Raw genomic sequence first — 15,439 nt, forward strand, 5'->3', positions numbered from 1 at the left:
ACTACGCACGATTTTCGGCGCCCGCTAGCAAGGAAGGCCGTACTTACCTGGGGTTTTGGAGGTCGGCGACCGGGTGACGGGGGTGCGGGCGGGGTGTTTTGCGGCGAGCGACAAACCACATGCCATGGCACAAATCCCCCAAGGGCTCAATATGAGTCCCATCAAGTTGGAGAGGCGCGCCATGGAGCTGATTGCATGCAATCCGCAGGTCCTCCTCGAACGGGCCAGGGGCGCTCTTCTGGGACTCGCGGTGGGTGACGCGCTGGGCGCCCCCGCGGAGAACATGAAGCCGTCCGAGATCCGGGCGAAGTGGGGCCGGATCGAGGGCTTCGTCTCGGACGACCCGGCCGGCACCGACGACACGGAGTACGCGATCTTCTCGGGCCTGCTGCTGGCCCGCCACGGGTCGGCGCTCACCGTCGCGCACGTCGAACGCGCGTGGCACCACTGGATCGCGGACCTGGACGAGGGGCCGTTCCGCGGCGCGGGCTTCAGCGAGCGCGGCACCCTCGAGAACCTCCGCCGGGGCCTGGCGGCCCCCATCTCGGCGCAGCACCGGCACGCCTGGTCGGACGGTCTCGCCATGCGGGCGGCCCCCTTCGGGGTCTTCGCGGCGGGCCGCCCGGCGGAGGCGGCCCGGCTGGTCGCCATCGACGGCTGCGTCAGCCACGACGGCGAGGGCATCTACGGCGGCCAGGCCGTCGCGGCGGGCGTCGCGGCGGCGATGGCGGGCGGCTCGCCCGCCTCCGTCGTCTCGGCGGCGCTGTCGGTCATCCCCTCGGACTCCTGGACGGCCCGGTCCCTGCGCCGGGCGGTCACGGCGGCGCCGCGTGGCGAACGGGCCGTGCGCTCCGCGGTGGTCATCGGCGGCTACCCGTGGACGGACCTGGCCCCCGAGGCGGTGGGCCTGGCGTTCGGGGCGTTCGCCGCGTGCCGCGGGGACTTCCCGTCCTCGGTCCTGACGGCCGTGAACATGGGCCGCGACGCGGACACCACCGCGGCCGTGGCGGGCGCCCTCGCCGGAGCGATGTCCGGCGCCCCCGCCATCCCGGCCGCCTGGTCCTCGGTGATCGGCCCGGTCCGCGGCAGCTGCCTCCCCTCGATGCGCGGCTACCACGTCCTGGACATCGCGGACCTCCTCACCCCGGAAACCGAGACCCCCCGATGACCCTGACCACCCCGCCCCCGGCGACCCCGGCCCCGGCGACCGCGGCCCCTGAGCCGGACGGCCTCCCGTCGGACGGCCCCCGGCCCTCCACACCCGCCGCCCCGACCCCCGACCCGGGCACCGACCCGGGCGCCGAGGCCCGCCTTCCCGGGTCGGCCCGGGACCTGGCCGTGGGAAGGCCCGGGGGCGGAGAGGAGGACCCTTCCTCCCCTGCTCCCGGCCGCGCCACCGGCCCCGGCCCCGGCATCACCCCCGCCGCCTCCCCCGCCGGGCAGGGCGACCCGCAGCGCGCGCGGGCCCGTACCGCCGTCACCGCGTACGCGGCGCCGCCTCGTAGCGCGCCCTCACCGGTCTCCCCCGCAGGGGCACCCGCCTCCGCCCCGGAGCACCCCGCAGGGGTCCGTCGGATCGAGGGGCTGCTCCTCGGTCTCGCCGCCGGCGACGCCGCCGGGTGGCCCGCGGCGCGGCACCGGGCCAGCCGGATGCCCGAGTGGACCCGCCGGCTGACCCGTGAGCTCGACACCTTCGCCGAGCAGAACGCCACCACCACCCTCCCCGTCCCCATCGCCCTCAACCAGCCCCCGGAGCCGCTGCGCCTCGGCCCGTCCGACGACGCCGAGTGGGCCGCGTTCGCCGCCGAGTCCGTCCTCACCGCCGCCGGGGTCCTGCTCAGCGACCTCTCCCGGTCCCGCCGCATGCGCGCCGCCATCGACCTCGCCTGGAACGCCCTGGCCAGCGAGGTCGCGGCGGCCGCGGAACGCGCCCCCGAGGTGGAATCCGCCGTCCTCCCCCTCCGCGCCCGGATCTCCGTCCGCGCGGGCCTCGGCAACCTCGCCACCGGCCTGCGTCCCCCCGCCACCGGCCACGACAACCCGCACTACTTCGACGACGCCGCCTGCATCCGCGCCTGTGTCCTCGCCGTCGTCCACCCCGGGGACCCGGCCGCCGCGGCGGACCTCGCGGAGTTCGACGCCCGGTACACCCAGGACGGCGACGGGGTCCACGGCGCGCGGGCCATGGCCGCCGCCATCGCCACCGCCCTCGGCGGATCCGGTACGGACGCGGCCGTGGACGCCGCCCTCGAACAGCTCCCCGAATCCACCGAGATCGGCCGCAACGCCCGCCACGCCGTGGAGCTCGCCCGCGCGGAACCGGACGGCGGCGCCTTCGCCATCGTCCCGCTCCTGGAGCACCAGATCGTCGACCACGTCTACAGCTACGGGATCGCGGCCGCCGAGACCGTCCCCGTGGCCCTCGCCCTGGCCACCGCCGCCCGCGGCAGGGTCGACGAGGCGGTACCGGCCGCCGCCTGCCTGTCCCGGGTCGCGGACTCCGCCCCCGCCCTCGCCGGCGCGCTGACCGGCGTGCTCGGCGGCGGTGACTCGGTCCCCGCCGCCTGGCGCGCCGCCTGCCGGACCCTCTCCGGCTGCGCCCTCCCCCATCTGGCGGGCACCGACCTCGTCGAACTCGCCGCCCTGCTCGCCCGTACGGAACTCACCTCGCCCAAGCCCCAAGGAACGACCCGACCATGACGACGCCCCCCGCCCCCGCCTCGGCCCCCACCTCGACCCCCACTACCACCTCGGCCCCCGCCCTCACGTCGGCCCCCACCCTGGAAGACCGGATCACCGGCGCGCTCGTCGGCGCGGCCGTCGGCGACGCGCTCGGCGGCCCGGTGGAGGGCTGGACCCCGGAACAGATCGTGGAGCGGCACGGCGGCCGGGTGCACGGCATCGTCGGTCCGTGGCACGAGGACTGGCGCACGGCCCGCCCGATCGCGCCGTACCACAAGGGCGACGGCCACGTCACCGACGACACCCTCATGACGCACGCGCTGGTCCGGGTCTACGAGACCGTGCGCGACCACCTGGACGCGTACTCCGTCGCCGAGCACCTGGTGCCCGACCTCATGACCACCCCCCGCTGGATCCCCGAGCTGGAGGCGGAGGCCCTCCCCCTCCAGCGGGTCTTCCTCGCCGAGAAGTGGATCGTGACCCGGCTGCACTACGCGCACGTCGACCCACGGGAGGCGGGCACCGGAAACATCGTCAACTGCGGCGCCGCGATGTACATGGCGCCGGTCGGCCTCGTCAACGCGGGCCATCCGGCCGGGGCCTACGCGGAGGCCCTGGACATCGCCGGCGCGCACCAGTCCTCGTACGGGCGGGAGGCGGCGGGCGTGTTCGCGGCGGCGGTGGCGGCGGCGTGCGTACCGGGCGCGACCGCCTCCTCGGTGGTCGAAACGGCCCTGTCCCTGGCCAAGGACGGCACGGGCGCGGCGATCGCGGCCGTCTGCGAAGCGGCCGTCCACCACCGGGACTTCGAGTCCGCACTGGCTCCGCTGCGGGCGGCCGTGGCCCCGTACGACTCGGTCGGCCCGGACTACCGCAAGCCCTCGCTGGGCGCGCGGCGGCCGTCGCGCCTGCACGCGATCGAGGAACTGCCCATCGCCCTCGGCATGCTGCTCGTCGCCGACGGGGCCTACGAGGGTTCCGTGCTCGGCGCCGTCAACTACGGCCGGGACTGCGACTCCACCGCCACCATGGCGGGAGCGATCGCGGGCGCCCTGTCCGGCGGGGCGGCGATCCCGCCCGCCTGGTCCCAGCAGGTCGCGGAGGCCAGCCGCCTGGACCTGCACGCCCCGGCGACCGCGCTGGCCGCGGTGACCCGCGAGGTCTTCGCCCGCGACCGCGACCGCCGCCGCACCCACGAATCCGCCTTCACCGCCCTGACGGCCCCCCGATGACCCCCTCCGCCCCGGGCCCGCCCCCACTGCGACCCGCCGACGCCCCCCTCCCCCCGCCTCCGGACACCACGACGCACGCCACCCCGCACCCCATCCGGACCGCCGGGACGGCCCTCGCCCTCGGCACGCCCTCGGTCCGGGCGCCCCAGCCCTGCGGGGCGCCGAGCGACCGGGCCCTCCGGCTGACCTGGGTCCAGCCCGAGGACCTGGTCGGCCACGAGTTCCGCCAGGCCGAGGAGGACGGCCGCGCGCGGGCCGCTGAGCCGCTGCTGCGCGTCTGGCTCGCCGCGGGCGGCCACCGGGCCCCGGCCCGCGCGGGAGCATCCCCCGCCCCGGCCCCGCCGGAGCTCCGCTCCCTGGCGACCGACCTCCTGACCGCCCTCGCCGCCCTCCCCCGCCCCACCCCCCACGCCGAACCGGACACCTGGCCCGCCATCACCACCACCTGGCCCACCCCCGCCCCACCCCCGAACGCCGCCGCCCCTGCCCGGGCCCAGGAGAGCTCGGCCCCCGCCACGCACCGGGCCGCCCCCGCAGGACCGCGCATCGCCGTCGCCCCACGGGCCCCCGCAGCCGCAGCCACCCCCGACACCGCGCTGCGCCGCAGGCTGGAGGCCGCGTGGGTCGGGCGTGCCGTCGGCTGCGTGCTCGGCAAGCCCGTCGAGAAGCTGCCGCTGGACGGGATCCGGGCGCTGGCCCGGGCGGCCGGGAACTGGCCGCTCGACGCGTGGTTCACCGCCCGGGGGGTCCCCGCGGAGCTCCTCGCCGCCCACCCGTGGAACCGCCGCTCCGCCCCCACCTCCCTCGCCGAGAACATCGACGGCGCCCCCGAGGACGACGACCTCAACTTCCCCCTCCTCGGCCTGCTCCTCCTCCAGCGCCACGGCAAGGAGTTCACGACCGCCGACGTCGGAAGGCTCTGGCTCGACGAGCTCCCGGCGGGCCGTACCTTCACCGCCGAACGCGTCGCGTACCGCAATCTCCTCCAGGGTCTGGAGCCCCCGGCCACCGCCACCCACCACAACCCGTTCCGGGAGTGGATCGGCGCCCTCATCCGCGCCGACGTCCACGGCTGGACCAACCCGGGCGATCCGGCCGCCGCCGCCGCGCAGGCCTACCGGGACGCCGCCCTCACCCACACCGGCAACGGCGTCTACGCCGCCCTGTTCGTCGCCGCCGCCACCGCAGCCGCGGCCGCCGGACGGGCCGACGTCCACACCGCGCTGCGGGCCGGGCTGGCCGTCGTACCGCCCCGCTCGCGCCTCGCCGAGGCCGTCCGCTTCGCCCTCGCGACCGGAGCGGCCGCACGGGACGCGGGCACCGCCTTCGATACGGTCGTGGACCGTCTCCACGCCCGCTACGGCCACTACCACTGGGTCCACGCCGTCCCCAACACCGCACTGATCGCCGCGGCCCTCACCCACGCCGACGGCGACTTCACCCGTTCCATCTGCCGCGCCGTGTCCGGGGGCTGGGACACCGACTCCAACGGCGCCACCGCCGGAGCCCTCGCCGGGATCCTCGCCGGGGCCCCGGAGAACCTTCCGCGGCGCTGGACCGCCCCCCTGAAGAACCGCCTCGCCACCACCGTCCCCGGCTTCGACGGCATCGGCTTCGACACCCTCGCCCACCTCACCGCACAGGAGGCAGCACGCTCATGACGGCCATCGCCGTGCTCGGCAGTACCAACATGGACCTCGTCGCCTACGTCCCCAAGGCCCCCCGCCTCGGCGAGACCGTCACCGGCCGCGCGTTCCGCACCGTTCCCGGCGGCAAGGGCGCCAACCAGGCCGTCGCCGCCGCCCGCGCCGGCGCGAAGGTGGTGATGATCGGCGCCGTCGGCGCGGACGAGTTCGGGGTACGGCTGCGCTCGGCGCTCGCCGCCGCCGGGGTCGAGACGACGGCCCTGCGCACCGTCGAGGGCGCCAGCGGCACCGCGCACATCACCGTGGACGACGAGGGCGGCAACAGCATCATCGTGATCCCCGGGGCGAACGCACAGGTCACCGCCCTGGAGCCGGGCGACTTCACCCGCATCGGCGCCGCGGGCGCCCTCCTCCTCCAGCTCGAACTCCCCCTGGAGGCCGTCCTCGCCGGCGCCCTCGCCGCCCGCGCCCGGGGCGTCCGTACGATCCTCACCCCGGCCCCCGCCCAGCCGTTGCCCTCCGGACTCCTGGCCGCCACCGACCTGTTGGTGCCCAACGAGCACGAGGCCGCGGCCCTGACCGGCCTCACCGATCCGCACCGGGCCGCCGCGGCCCTGCTCCACGACGTGCCGGAGGTGGTCGTCACCCTCGGCTCGGCCGGGGCCCTGTACGCCGCCCGGGGCCGGGAACCGCTGACCGTGCCCGCCCCGCGCGTGCGCGCCGTGGACACCACCGCCGCCGGGGACACCTTCGTCGGGGCGCTCGCCGTGGCCCTCGGCGAGGGCCGGCCCGTGCCGGCCGCCCTGCGCTGGGCTTCCGCGGCCGCCGCGCTGTCCGTCCAGCACCCCGGCGCACAGGACTCGATGCCGTCCCGCGCGCAGATCGACGCCTTCGCCCTCTCCCCCGACCCGGCCCCGGACCTGGACCCGCCCGCGGGCGCGGACCCGGCCGGACCCGGGGACTCCGCCCGCCCGCGGCAGGACGGCCGCCGTCCGGGGGCCGCCTCGTGACCCCCGCCGGTTCCCGACCCGCCCCCCTGGAAGGGCTCCGGGTCCTCGACCTCGCCACGCTCTTCGCCGGGCCGCTGGCCGCCACCCTCCTCGGAGACTTCGGCGCCGAGGTCGTCAAGGTCGAGCACCCCCGCCTCCCCGACCCCTCCCGCGGCCACGGCCCCGCCAAGGACGGCATCGGCCTCTGGTGGAAGCTGCTCGGCCGGAACAAGCGGACGATGACCCTGGACCTGTCCACGCCCGGCGGCCGCGACACCCTGCTGCGCCTGGCCGCCACCGCCGACGTGGTCATCGAGAACTTCCGCCCCGGCACCCTGGAGCGCTGGGGCCTCGGCTGGCCCGAGCTGTCCGCCGTCAATCCGCGGCTGGTCCTGGCCCGCGTGACGGCCTTCGGCCAGGAGGGCCCGTACGCCCACCGGCCCGGTTTCGGGACCCTCGCGGAGGCGATGAGCGGGTTCGCCGCGATCACCGGGGAGCCGGAGGGGCCGCCGACGCTGCCGCCGTTCGGGCTGGCGGACTCCATCGCGGCGCTGACCACCGCGTACGCCGTGATGACGGCGCTGGCCGGCCGTGACCGCACCGGGCACGGGCAGGTGGTGGACCTGGCGATCATCGAGCCGGTCCTCACCGTGCTGGGCCCGCACCCGCTCTGGTACGACCAGCTCGGCTACGTCCAGCCGCGCACCGGGAACCGTTCCACCAACAACGCCCCCCGCAACACGTACCGCAGCGCGGACGGCCGCTGGCTCGCGGTCTCCGCCTCCGCCCAGTCCATCGCCGAGCGCGTGATGCGGCTCGTCGGCCGCCCCGATCTGACCGGCGAGCCCTGGTTCGCGACGGGCGCCGGACGGGCCGCCCACGCGGACGTCCTCGACGACGCCGTCGGGGCCTGGATCGCCCGGCACAAGGCGGACGAGGTGACGGCGGCGTTCGAGGAGGCCCAGGCCGCGGTCGCGCTGGTCTACGACGTACGGGACGTCATGGCCGATCCGCAGTACGCGGCCCTGGACACCATCACCGAGGTCGAGGATCCCGAACTCGGCCCGATCCGCATGCAGAACGTCCTCTTCCGCCTCTCCGGGACCCCCGGCGCGATCCGCTGGGCGGGTCGCCCGCACGGCGCGGACACCGAGGCCGTCCTCACCGAACTCGGCCTCTCCGAAGCCGAGATCACCACGTTGCGTACGGAAGGGGCACTGTGATCCTGACCTGGCTCTACGTCCCGGGCGACCGCCCGGACGTCGTCGTCAAGGCCCTGCGGGCCGGGGCCGACGCCGTCATCGTGGATCTGGAGGACGCGGTATCGGCCTCCCGCAAGGAGTACGCCCGCGCCGCCACCGTCGAACTGCTCGGCTCCCGCCACCAGGTCCCGGTGCACGTCCGCGTCAACGCCCTCGACTCCCCCTGGGGCGGCGCCGACCTCACCGCCCTCGGCCGGCTCGGGGGCCTCGCCGGACTGCGGCTGCCCAAGATCTCCGCGCCCGAGCAGATCGCGTGCGTCGCCGAGCGCACCGGCGGAGCGGTGGCCCTGTACGCCCTGCTCGAATCGGCGCTCGGCGTGGAGCGGGCCTACGACATCGCCCGCGCGCACCCCGCCCTGCGCGGGCTGTCCCTGGGCGAGGCCGATCTGCGGGCCGATCTCGGGGTCACCGCCGAGGCGGGTCTGGACTGGCCGCGCTCCCGGGTGGTGGTCGCGGCCCGCGCGGCCGGCCTCGCACCGCCGGCCCAGTCCGTGTTCCCCGACATCCGGGACCTGGAGGCGCTGGCCGTCTCCTGCGCCCGGGGCCGGTCGCTGGGCTTCCTGGGCCGCGCCGCGATCCACCCGCGCCAGCTCCCGGTGATCGAGCGGGCCTACCTGCCGGGGCCGGCGGAGGTCACAGCGGCCGAGGAGATCGTGGCCGCGGCCCGCCGCACCCCCGGCGCGCTGGCCCTGCCCGACGGCCGCTTCGTCGACACGGCGATGCTGGCCGGCGCGGAACGGGTCGTCGCCCTGGCCCGGCGGGGCGTCCCCGTGCCCTCCTGAGCGCGCCGCCGCGGGGCCCCGCCGCCGGACGGAGAAAACGGGAGGGGGGGGGGGGGGGGGCGCGGCGCGCGCCGCGGGGGGGGTTGGGGGGGGTGGGGGGGGCTGGGTGTTGGGGGGGCGCGCGGCGGGGGCCCCCGCCGCGGGGCGGGAGACGCGGGGGGGGGGGCCGCGGGGGGCCGGCCCCCCCCTCCCGTGGTGACCGGTGACCCGGTCAGAGCTTCTTGGCCTCGGTGGCCCGGGGCGCGTCCCCGGCTGCCGTGTCCTTGCCGTCGGCCTCGGTCCCCGCCGCGGCCTCGGCGTCCTTCGGGGCGATGTCCTTCGGCTCGGCGTCCTTCGGCTCGGCGTCGGCCTCGCTCTTGGCGCCCTCGGGGCCGTCTCCGGCTCCGGCATCCGCCCCGGCCTCGCCGTCCTCGGCCTTGACCTCGGCCTCGGCCGCGCCGTCCCCGGCGCCGGTCACGGCGTCAGCGGTGTCACCGGCGTCCGGCTCGACGATCTCCTCGCGGCCCGGCCGCAGCTTCGCCGACAGCACCAGGTACGTCACGGCGAGCACGAAGACGACGATCGAGGTCCACACGTTGAGCCGCAGGCCCAGGACGTGGTGGGCCTCGTCGACCCGCATGTACTCGATCCAGCTCCGCCCGACGCAGTACGCGGCCACGTACAGCGCGAACGCGCGCCCGTGCCCGAGCTTGAAGCGGCGGTCGGCCCAGATCACCAACAGGGCGACCCCGACGCACCACAGCGACTCGTAGAGGAAGGTCGGGTGGTAGGTCCCGGCGACGCGGTTCGGGCCGTCGGTGATCTCCACCGCCCACGGCAGGTCGGTGGCGCGGCCGTACAGCTCCTGGTTGAACCAGTTGCCCCAGCGCCCGCAGGCCTGGGCCAGCGCGATCCCGGGGGCCAGGGCGTCCGCCCAGGCCGGCAGCGGGATGCCGCGCAGCCGGCAGCCGATCCAGGCACCGACCGCACCGAGGGCGATCGCGCCCCAGATGCCGAGGCCGCCCTGCCAGATCTTGAAGGCGTCGACCCAGTTCCGGTCTTCGCCGAAGTAGAGCTGGTAGTCGGTGATGACGTGGTACAGGCGACCGCCGACCAGGCCGAACGGCACGGCCCACACGGCGATGTCCGCGACCGTCCCCGGCTTTCCGCCGCGGGCGACCCAGCGCTTGTTGCCGAGCCAGACGGCGACGAAGACGCCGATGATGATGCAGAACGCGTAGCCGCGCAGCGGGACCGGTCCGAGATGGAGCACGCCCGTCGACGGACTGGGAATGAAGGCAAGGTTCATGGCAAGACCCGACGCTACCCTGCCGGACGGTGCGTACCGCAACCCGCCCGGCAAGCTGCTGCCGAATCGAGACGGCCCTCAGTGGTTCATGGGCATCCCGGAGTGGTCCGCGGAGGCCTGGCCGGAGGCGGAGGCCCGCGCTCCGGAAGCCGGCCGGGACGGCGCCGCCGACCGGCCGGCCGAGGGCGACCCGGACCGCGCGGCGGACGACGAGGCCGAGGCCGACGCGGAAGGGGAGGGCTCCGGCGTGCCGGACGCCTTCGCGCCGCCGCCCGCTCCGCCCTTGGCGGCCGCGGCCGCCTCCACCTTCTCCTTGAGCTTCTGCGGGGTCAGCGGATTGGCCTGGTCCGCGAAGATGTCCTTGCCGTCGAGGAGCACCGTCGGGGTGCCGCGGAACTTGCCCGCGCGGAAGGCGTCCTGGGACTTCTTCACCCAGCTGTCGTGCGTGCCGTCCTCGACGCACCTGCGGAACTCGGGGGTGTCCAGCCCCTCCACCTTGCCCGCCAGTTCCAGCAGCTTCGCCTTCTTGCCGTAGGCGTCGTTCGTCTCCTCCGGCTGGTTCTGGAAGAGCAGGTCGTGGTAGGCGGGGAACTTCCCCGCGTCCTGCGCGCAGGCCGCCGCGTTGGCGCTCTCGAGGGAGCCGCTGCCGCCCATGTTCCCGTCGATGAGGGTGACCAGGTGGTAGTCGACCTTGAGCAGGCCCTTGGCCTCCAGGTCGCGGACGGTGTCCCGGTAGTTCGTCTCGAAGGACTTGCAGGCCGGACAGCGGAAGTCCTCCCACACGGTCAGCGTGGAGGGCGCCTCGTCCTTGCCGGTCTGGATGACGAGGGCGTCCTTGCCGGTGGCCCCCGAGGGGGCGACCAGGGGGCCGCCCTTGGCGGAGGATCCCTCCTTGCCGGTGTTCGCCGCGATCAGGCCGACGACGGCCGCCAGGCCGAGTACGCCCACCACCGCCGCCGCCACGACGAGGGTCCGCCGGCGCTTGTCCTTGGCCTTCTGCCGCTCGCGCTCCGCCTGGAGTCGCTCGCGGGCCGATCGTTTCGTCGCATCGCGGTTCGCACCGTCGTTCATGTCGCTCACGATCCGCCAAACGAAGCAGGGAGGCACTCTCGTGCCTCCCTGCCCCCACTTCCACCCGATCGGGCTACAGAACCCGCTCAGGGGTCCGCATCCTCGGTCGAACGCGCGCGTCAGCTCCTGCGCACGCCTTCCGCGAGCTCGCCCGCGAGCGCCTTGACGGCGGCCAGCCCGGCGGCCTGGTCCGGCGCGTCCAGCAGCAGCTTGACGAAGGCCGAGCCGACGATCACGCCGTCGGCGAAGCCCGCGACCTCCTTGGCCTGGGCGGCGTTGGAGACGCCGAGCCCGACGCAGACCGGGAGGTCGCTGGTGGCGCGGGTGCGGCGGACCAGGTCGGCGGCCTGGTTGCCGACCGACTCGCGGGTGCCGGTGACGCCCATGAGCGAAGCGGCGTAGACGAAGCCGGAGCCGGCCGCCGTGATGGTGGCCAGGCGCTCGTCCTTGCTGCTGGGTGCCACGACGAAGACGGTCGCGAGACCGTGCTTCTGCGCGTGCTCGCGCCACAGCGCGGACTCCTGGACCGGCAGGTCGGGCAGGATGCAGCCCGCGCCGCCGGCCGCGGCGAGCTCGGCGGTGAACCGCTCGACGCCGTAGCGGTCGATGGGGTTCCAGTACGTCATGACGAGGATCGGGGCGCCGGTCGCCTCGTGCGCCTCGCGGACGGTCCGCAGCGTGTCGGCGATCTTGACCCCGCCGCGCAGGGCGATGTCGTCGGCGGTCTGGATGATGGCGCCGTCCAGGACCGGGTCGCTGTGCGGGAGGCCGATCTCGACGATGTCCGCGCCGCCCGCGATGACGGCCCTGACGGCCTCGATGGCCCCGTCCACGGTCGGGAAGCCCGCCGGGAGGTAGGCGACGAGCGCCGCGCGGTCCTCGGACTTCGCCTTGGCGAGCGTGGCCGAAAGGAGTTCGATGGTGCCGCTCACTTGGTCTCCCCCTCGGAGTCGTACAGGTCGAAGTAGCGTGCGGCGGTGTCCATGTCCTTGTCGCCGCGGCCGGACAGGTTGACGACGAGGAGGCCGTCCTTGCCCAGCTCCTTGCCGAGGTCCAGCGCGCCCGCGAGGGCGTGCGCGGACTCGATCGCCGGGATGATGCCCTCGGTGCGCGACAGCAGCCGCAGCGCCTGCATCGCCTGGTCGTCGGTGACCGCGCGGTACTCGGCGCGGCCCGCGTCCTTGAGGTACGAGTGCTCCGGGCCGATGCCCGGGTAGTCCAGGCCGGCCGAGATCGAGTACGGCTCGGTGATCTGGCCCTCCTCGTCCTGCAGGACGTAGGAGCGGGAGCCGTGCAGGATGCCGGGCTCGCCCGCGGTCAGGGTGGCCGCGTGCTCGCCGCTCTCCACGCCGTGCCCGGCGGGCTCGAAGCCGACCAGGCGGACGCCGGCGTCCGGGATGAAGGCGTGGAACAGGCCGATGGCGTTGGAGCCGCCGCCGACGCAGGCCAGGGCGGCGTCGGGCAGCCGGCCCGTGCGCTCCAGGATCTGGCGGCGGGCCTCGACGCCGATGACCCGGTGGAAGTCGCGGACCATGGCCGGGAAGGGGTGCGGGCCGGCGACCGTGCCGAAGAGGTAGTGGGTGCGGTCCACGTTGGCGACCCAGTCGCGGAACGCCTCGTTGATGGCGTCCTTGAGGGTGCGCGAGCCCGACTTCACCGCGATGACCTCGGCGCCCAGCATGCGCATGCGGGCCACGTTGAGGGCCTGGCGCTGGGTGTCGATCTCGCCCATGTAGATGGTGCACTCGAGGCCGAAGAGCGCGCAGGCGGTGGCGGTGGCCACGCCGTGCTGGCCGGCTCCGGTCTCGGCGATGACGCGGGTCTTGCCCATGCGCTTGGTGAGCAGCGCCTGGCCCAGCACGTTGTTGATCTTGTGCGAGCCGGTGTGGTTCAGGTCCTCGCGCTTGAGGAAGATCCGCGCGCCGCCGGCGTGCTCGGCGAACCGGGGCACCTCGGTGAGGGAGCTGGGGCGGCCCGTGTAGTTGACCATCAGGTCGTCGAGCTCGGCCGCGAAGGCCGGGTCGCCCTTGGCCTTCTCGTACTCGACGGCGACCTCGTCCACGGCGGCGACGAGCGCCTCCGGGATGAACTTTCCGCCGAAGTCGCCGAAGTAGCCCTCGGCGTTGGGGATGTGACCCTCGGGGTCCGGGATGAAGAAATGGGTGGCGCTGGACATGCCCAGGTACTCCTACGGATGCGACGCGGATGTCTTCACCGTATTGCGCCGCCCGCCCGTGGCGCCCGCACCCCGCGGGGGCGTGGGCGTACGGTTCGGGGCGGCCCGCGCCCGGAGCCGGCGGCTCGGGCGGCGGACCGTACGGGGACACCGGCGGGCTCGGCGTACGTCGTGTGCGTACGCCGTCCCGGGCGGCCTCGTTACGGCGCTGTCCCGGGTCGCCATCGCATGCCGTTGACCTGACCGGGCTCGGAGCCGATCACGTACCGGACCCGCCGCCCGTGCACGCGCCGGGCCGGGGCACGGCAGCCGCGGGGGCGGCAGCCGCGCGCCAGGGGGGCGTGCGCCGTCGGCACTCCGGCCAGGCGCGAGCCGGGCCGGGTGCGGGCGGAGGGGCGGTCGTGGGCCATGGGGACGGGTCAGCTCCGCCCGTGGCGCAGGGCGGGGTGGGCGCCGGCGGCGACGAGGTCGGCCACGGCCGCCTTCGGGTCGCGGCCGGTCACCAGGGACTCCCCGACGAGGACGGCGTCGGCGCCTTCGTTGGCGTAGGCGATCAGGTCGTGCGGCCCGCGGATGCCGGACTCGGCAACCTTGACGATGTGGGCCGGGATCTCGCCGACGATCCGCTCGAAAGTGGAGCGGTCGACCTTGAGGTCCTTCAGGTTGCGCGCGTTGACGCCGATGATCTTGGCGCCGGCGGCGACCGCACGTTCGATCTCCTCCTCGTCGTGGACCTCGACGAGCGGGGTGAGTCCGATGGACTCGGCCCGCTCGATGAGGGAGACGAGGGCCTCCTGCTCCAGGGCGGCGACGATCAGCAGGACGAGGTCGGCGCCGTAGGCGCGGGCCTCCCACAGCTGGTACGCCGTGACGATGAAGTCCTTGCGCAGGATCGGGATGTCCACGCGGGCGCGGACGGCCTCCAGGTCGGCCAGCGAACCGCCGAAACGACGCTGTTCGGTGAGGACGGAAATGACCGCCGCACCACCCGCTTCGTAGTCGGCGGCGAGCCCGGCCGGATCGGCGATGGCGGCCAGCGCGCCCTTGGAGGGGCTGGAGCGCTTGACCTCGCAGATCACCTTGACGCTGTCACCGCGCAGGGCGGCGACGCCGTCTTTGGCCTGGGGCGCCTTGGCGGCACGCTCCTTGAGCTCGTCGAGGCTGACGCGCGCCTGCCGTTCGGCAAGGTCTTCGCGGACCCCTTCGATGATCTCGTCGAGCACACTCACGCGAGCGGCCCCCTTCCGGGTCGATGACGGTCGGCCGCCTTGCAGACACGTTCAACTGCAAGGTCAGCACTTCAAATGGTATCCGCAGGACGCCTCGCCCTCCGCACGGAGCGGACGGCGTCCCATCACGTGGACATCTGGAATCTGACCTTCAGCTGCAGGTCAGGGGGCCAGGAACGATCCTGCGGGCAGGTTGCGGACCACCGAGAAGACAAGGGCCGCGGCCCCGGCCGCCCACCAGTACAGGGGCTTCATCACGAACCTCGGGGGCCGTCCGCCGCGCCAGGCGCGAACCAGCCACAGGATCATGAAGCCCGCGAAGACGAAGTAGCCGACGACCGCGAGGGCGTTCGCCCCGAAGGCCGTCGGGAGATCGCCGTGGGCGAACGCGTGCGCGCTGCGCAGGCCGCCGCAGCCGGGGCAGAGCACCCCGGTCAGCCGGAACAGCGGGCAGAGCGGATAGTGGCCGGGTTCGTTGGGGTCCACGGCGCCCACGTACGCGAGGGCCGCCGCGGCCGCGGCCAGCGTGAGCACCGGGGAGGCGAGCCGCCGGGTCCGGGAGACCGGTCCGGGCGGCCCCGCGGACGGCGGCGCCGGGGGCCGGGCGGACGGCGCCGTCGGCCGTGCCGGCCCGGGCGGCGCCGACGGCGCGAGTTCGGGAGTGCGAGAGGCGTCCACCTGGTGATTCTCTCCGCTCATGGCAAAAGGCGCAGCCCGACGGGGCCGCGCCTTTCGAACCCGCGACCCGCTCAGACCTTGGCGGCGATGCGGTTGGCGGCGATGACCTCGGAGAGGTCGGTGTGCGCGGCCTTCGGCGCGCCCATGCCCGCCGCCTTCATCGCCAGGCCCACGACACCGCCGAGCGCGACGACGACGAGGCCGGCCCAGAAGCCCAGGGGGTTCGCCAGCACCATGAAGGCACCGGAGATGCAGAAACCGATGAAGGCGATGATGACACCGGTCCAGGCGGCCGGGGTGTGTCCGTGGCTAGTGCCCGCCATGAGTTGCTCCTCGTTGTCCTGGGTTGTTCTGTCGCACGTGCTGTGTCGAACGCTCGATGGTCATTGTCCCGTACCGGAAGG

Annotated in this window: 15 protein-coding genes; 7 read left to right on the forward strand and 8 right to left on the reverse strand. The window is 75.1% G+C overall.

Annotated elements, in window-relative coordinates:
* Positions 1-181 precede the first annotated feature (181 nt).
* From ACWF9Z_RS20135 to ACWF9Z_RS20165, 7 genes are read left to right on the forward strand one after another with little or no spacing between them, the layout of a single operon-like run.
* A complete protein-coding gene (locus tag ACWF9Z_RS20135) occupies positions 182-1,168 on the forward strand; it encodes an ADP-ribosylglycohydrolase family protein (protein ID WP_356658869.1) in 987 nt (328 codons plus the stop codon).
* A complete protein-coding gene (locus tag ACWF9Z_RS20140) occupies positions 1,165-2,700 on the forward strand; it encodes an ADP-ribosylglycohydrolase family protein (protein WP_453603846.1) in 1,536 nt (511 codons plus the stop codon). The genes ACWF9Z_RS20135 and ACWF9Z_RS20140 overlap by 4 nt, the downstream gene beginning before the upstream one ends.
* Positions 2,697-3,914 carry an ADP-ribosylglycohydrolase family protein gene (locus ACWF9Z_RS20145; protein ID WP_453603848.1) on the forward strand — a complete coding sequence of 406 codons (1,218 nt, stop codon included), beginning with the start codon at positions 2,697-2,699 and terminating at the stop codon, positions 3,912-3,914. The genes ACWF9Z_RS20140 and ACWF9Z_RS20145 overlap by 4 nt, the downstream gene beginning before the upstream one ends.
* Positions 3,911-5,575 carry an ADP-ribosylglycohydrolase family protein gene (locus tag ACWF9Z_RS20150; protein ID WP_453603850.1) on the forward strand — a complete coding sequence of 555 codons (1,665 nt, stop codon included), beginning with the start codon at positions 3,911-3,913 and terminating at the stop codon, positions 5,573-5,575. The genes ACWF9Z_RS20145 and ACWF9Z_RS20150 overlap by 4 nt, the downstream gene beginning before the upstream one ends.
* Positions 5,572-6,570 carry a ribokinase gene (gene rbsK, locus ACWF9Z_RS20155; protein WP_453603852.1) on the forward strand — a complete coding sequence of 333 codons (999 nt, stop codon included), beginning with the start codon at positions 5,572-5,574 and terminating at the stop codon, positions 6,568-6,570. Before ACWF9Z_RS20150 ends, rbsK begins: the two co-directional genes overlap by 4 nt.
* Entirely contained in the window at positions 6,567-7,772 is a 1,206-nt protein-coding gene (locus ACWF9Z_RS20160) for a CaiB/BaiF CoA transferase family protein (RefSeq protein WP_453603854.1), read from the forward strand. Before rbsK ends, ACWF9Z_RS20160 begins: the two co-directional genes overlap by 4 nt.
* Complete coding sequence (locus ACWF9Z_RS20165) at positions 7,769-8,593, forward strand: HpcH/HpaI aldolase/citrate lyase family protein (protein ID WP_453603855.1); 825 nt, start codon at positions 7,769-7,771, stop codon at positions 8,591-8,593. The genes ACWF9Z_RS20160 and ACWF9Z_RS20165 overlap by 4 nt, the downstream gene beginning before the upstream one ends.
* Positions 8,594-8,804: 211 nt before the next feature.
* Here the strand turns inward: ACWF9Z_RS20165 and lgt are convergent, their stop codons facing one another.
* The 8 genes from lgt to ACWF9Z_RS20205 all read right to left on the reverse strand — a co-directional run bounded on the left by lgt (position 8,805) and on the right by ACWF9Z_RS20205 (position 15,358).
* Positions 8,805-9,881, reverse strand: coding sequence for a prolipoprotein diacylglyceryl transferase (gene lgt, locus ACWF9Z_RS20170; protein ID WP_453603857.1), 1,077 nt, complete (start codon positions 9,879-9,881; stop codon positions 8,805-8,807).
* Positions 9,882-9,959: 78 nt separating this feature from the next.
* Positions 9,960-10,952, reverse strand: a complete 993-nt coding sequence (locus ACWF9Z_RS20175; protein WP_453603859.1) for a DsbA family protein — start codon at positions 10,950-10,952, stop codon at positions 9,960-9,962.
* Positions 10,953-11,071: 119 nt separating this feature from the next.
* Positions 11,072-11,884 (reverse strand): tryptophan synthase subunit alpha, encoded by an 813-nt coding sequence (gene trpA, locus ACWF9Z_RS20180; protein ID WP_453603861.1) that lies wholly within the window; start codon positions 11,882-11,884, stop codon positions 11,072-11,074.
* Positions 11,881-13,128 (reverse strand): tryptophan synthase subunit beta, encoded by a 1,248-nt coding sequence (gene trpB / locus ACWF9Z_RS20185; RefSeq protein ID WP_453603863.1) that lies wholly within the window; start codon positions 13,126-13,128, stop codon positions 11,881-11,883. The genes trpA and trpB overlap by 4 nt, the downstream gene beginning before the upstream one ends.
* A 200-nt stretch (positions 13,129-13,328) precedes the next feature.
* On the reverse strand, positions 13,329-13,538 hold the full coding sequence (gene trpM, locus ACWF9Z_RS20190; RefSeq protein ID WP_356659938.1) for a tryptophan biosynthesis modulator TrpM: 210 nt from the start codon (positions 13,536-13,538) through the stop codon (positions 13,329-13,331).
* Between the two features lie 9 nt (positions 13,539-13,547).
* The gene (gene trpC / locus ACWF9Z_RS20195; RefSeq protein ID WP_250743801.1) at positions 13,548-14,357 is read right to left on the reverse strand and encodes an indole-3-glycerol phosphate synthase TrpC; all 810 of its coding nucleotides are present in this window, start codon (positions 14,355-14,357) and stop codon (positions 13,548-13,550) included.
* A gap of 162 nt (positions 14,358-14,519) precedes the next feature.
* Positions 14,520-15,035 (reverse strand): DUF2752 domain-containing protein, encoded by a 516-nt coding sequence (locus ACWF9Z_RS20200; RefSeq protein ID WP_453603866.1) that lies wholly within the window; start codon positions 15,033-15,035, stop codon positions 14,520-14,522.
* Positions 15,036-15,106: 71 nt separating this feature from the next.
* Positions 15,107-15,358 (reverse strand): HGxxPAAW family protein, encoded by a 252-nt coding sequence (locus ACWF9Z_RS20205; protein ID WP_356659934.1) that lies wholly within the window; start codon positions 15,356-15,358, stop codon positions 15,107-15,109.
* Positions 15,359-15,439 lie beyond the last annotated feature (81 nt).

Source organism: Streptomyces sp. NPDC054961, assembly GCF_053609145.1.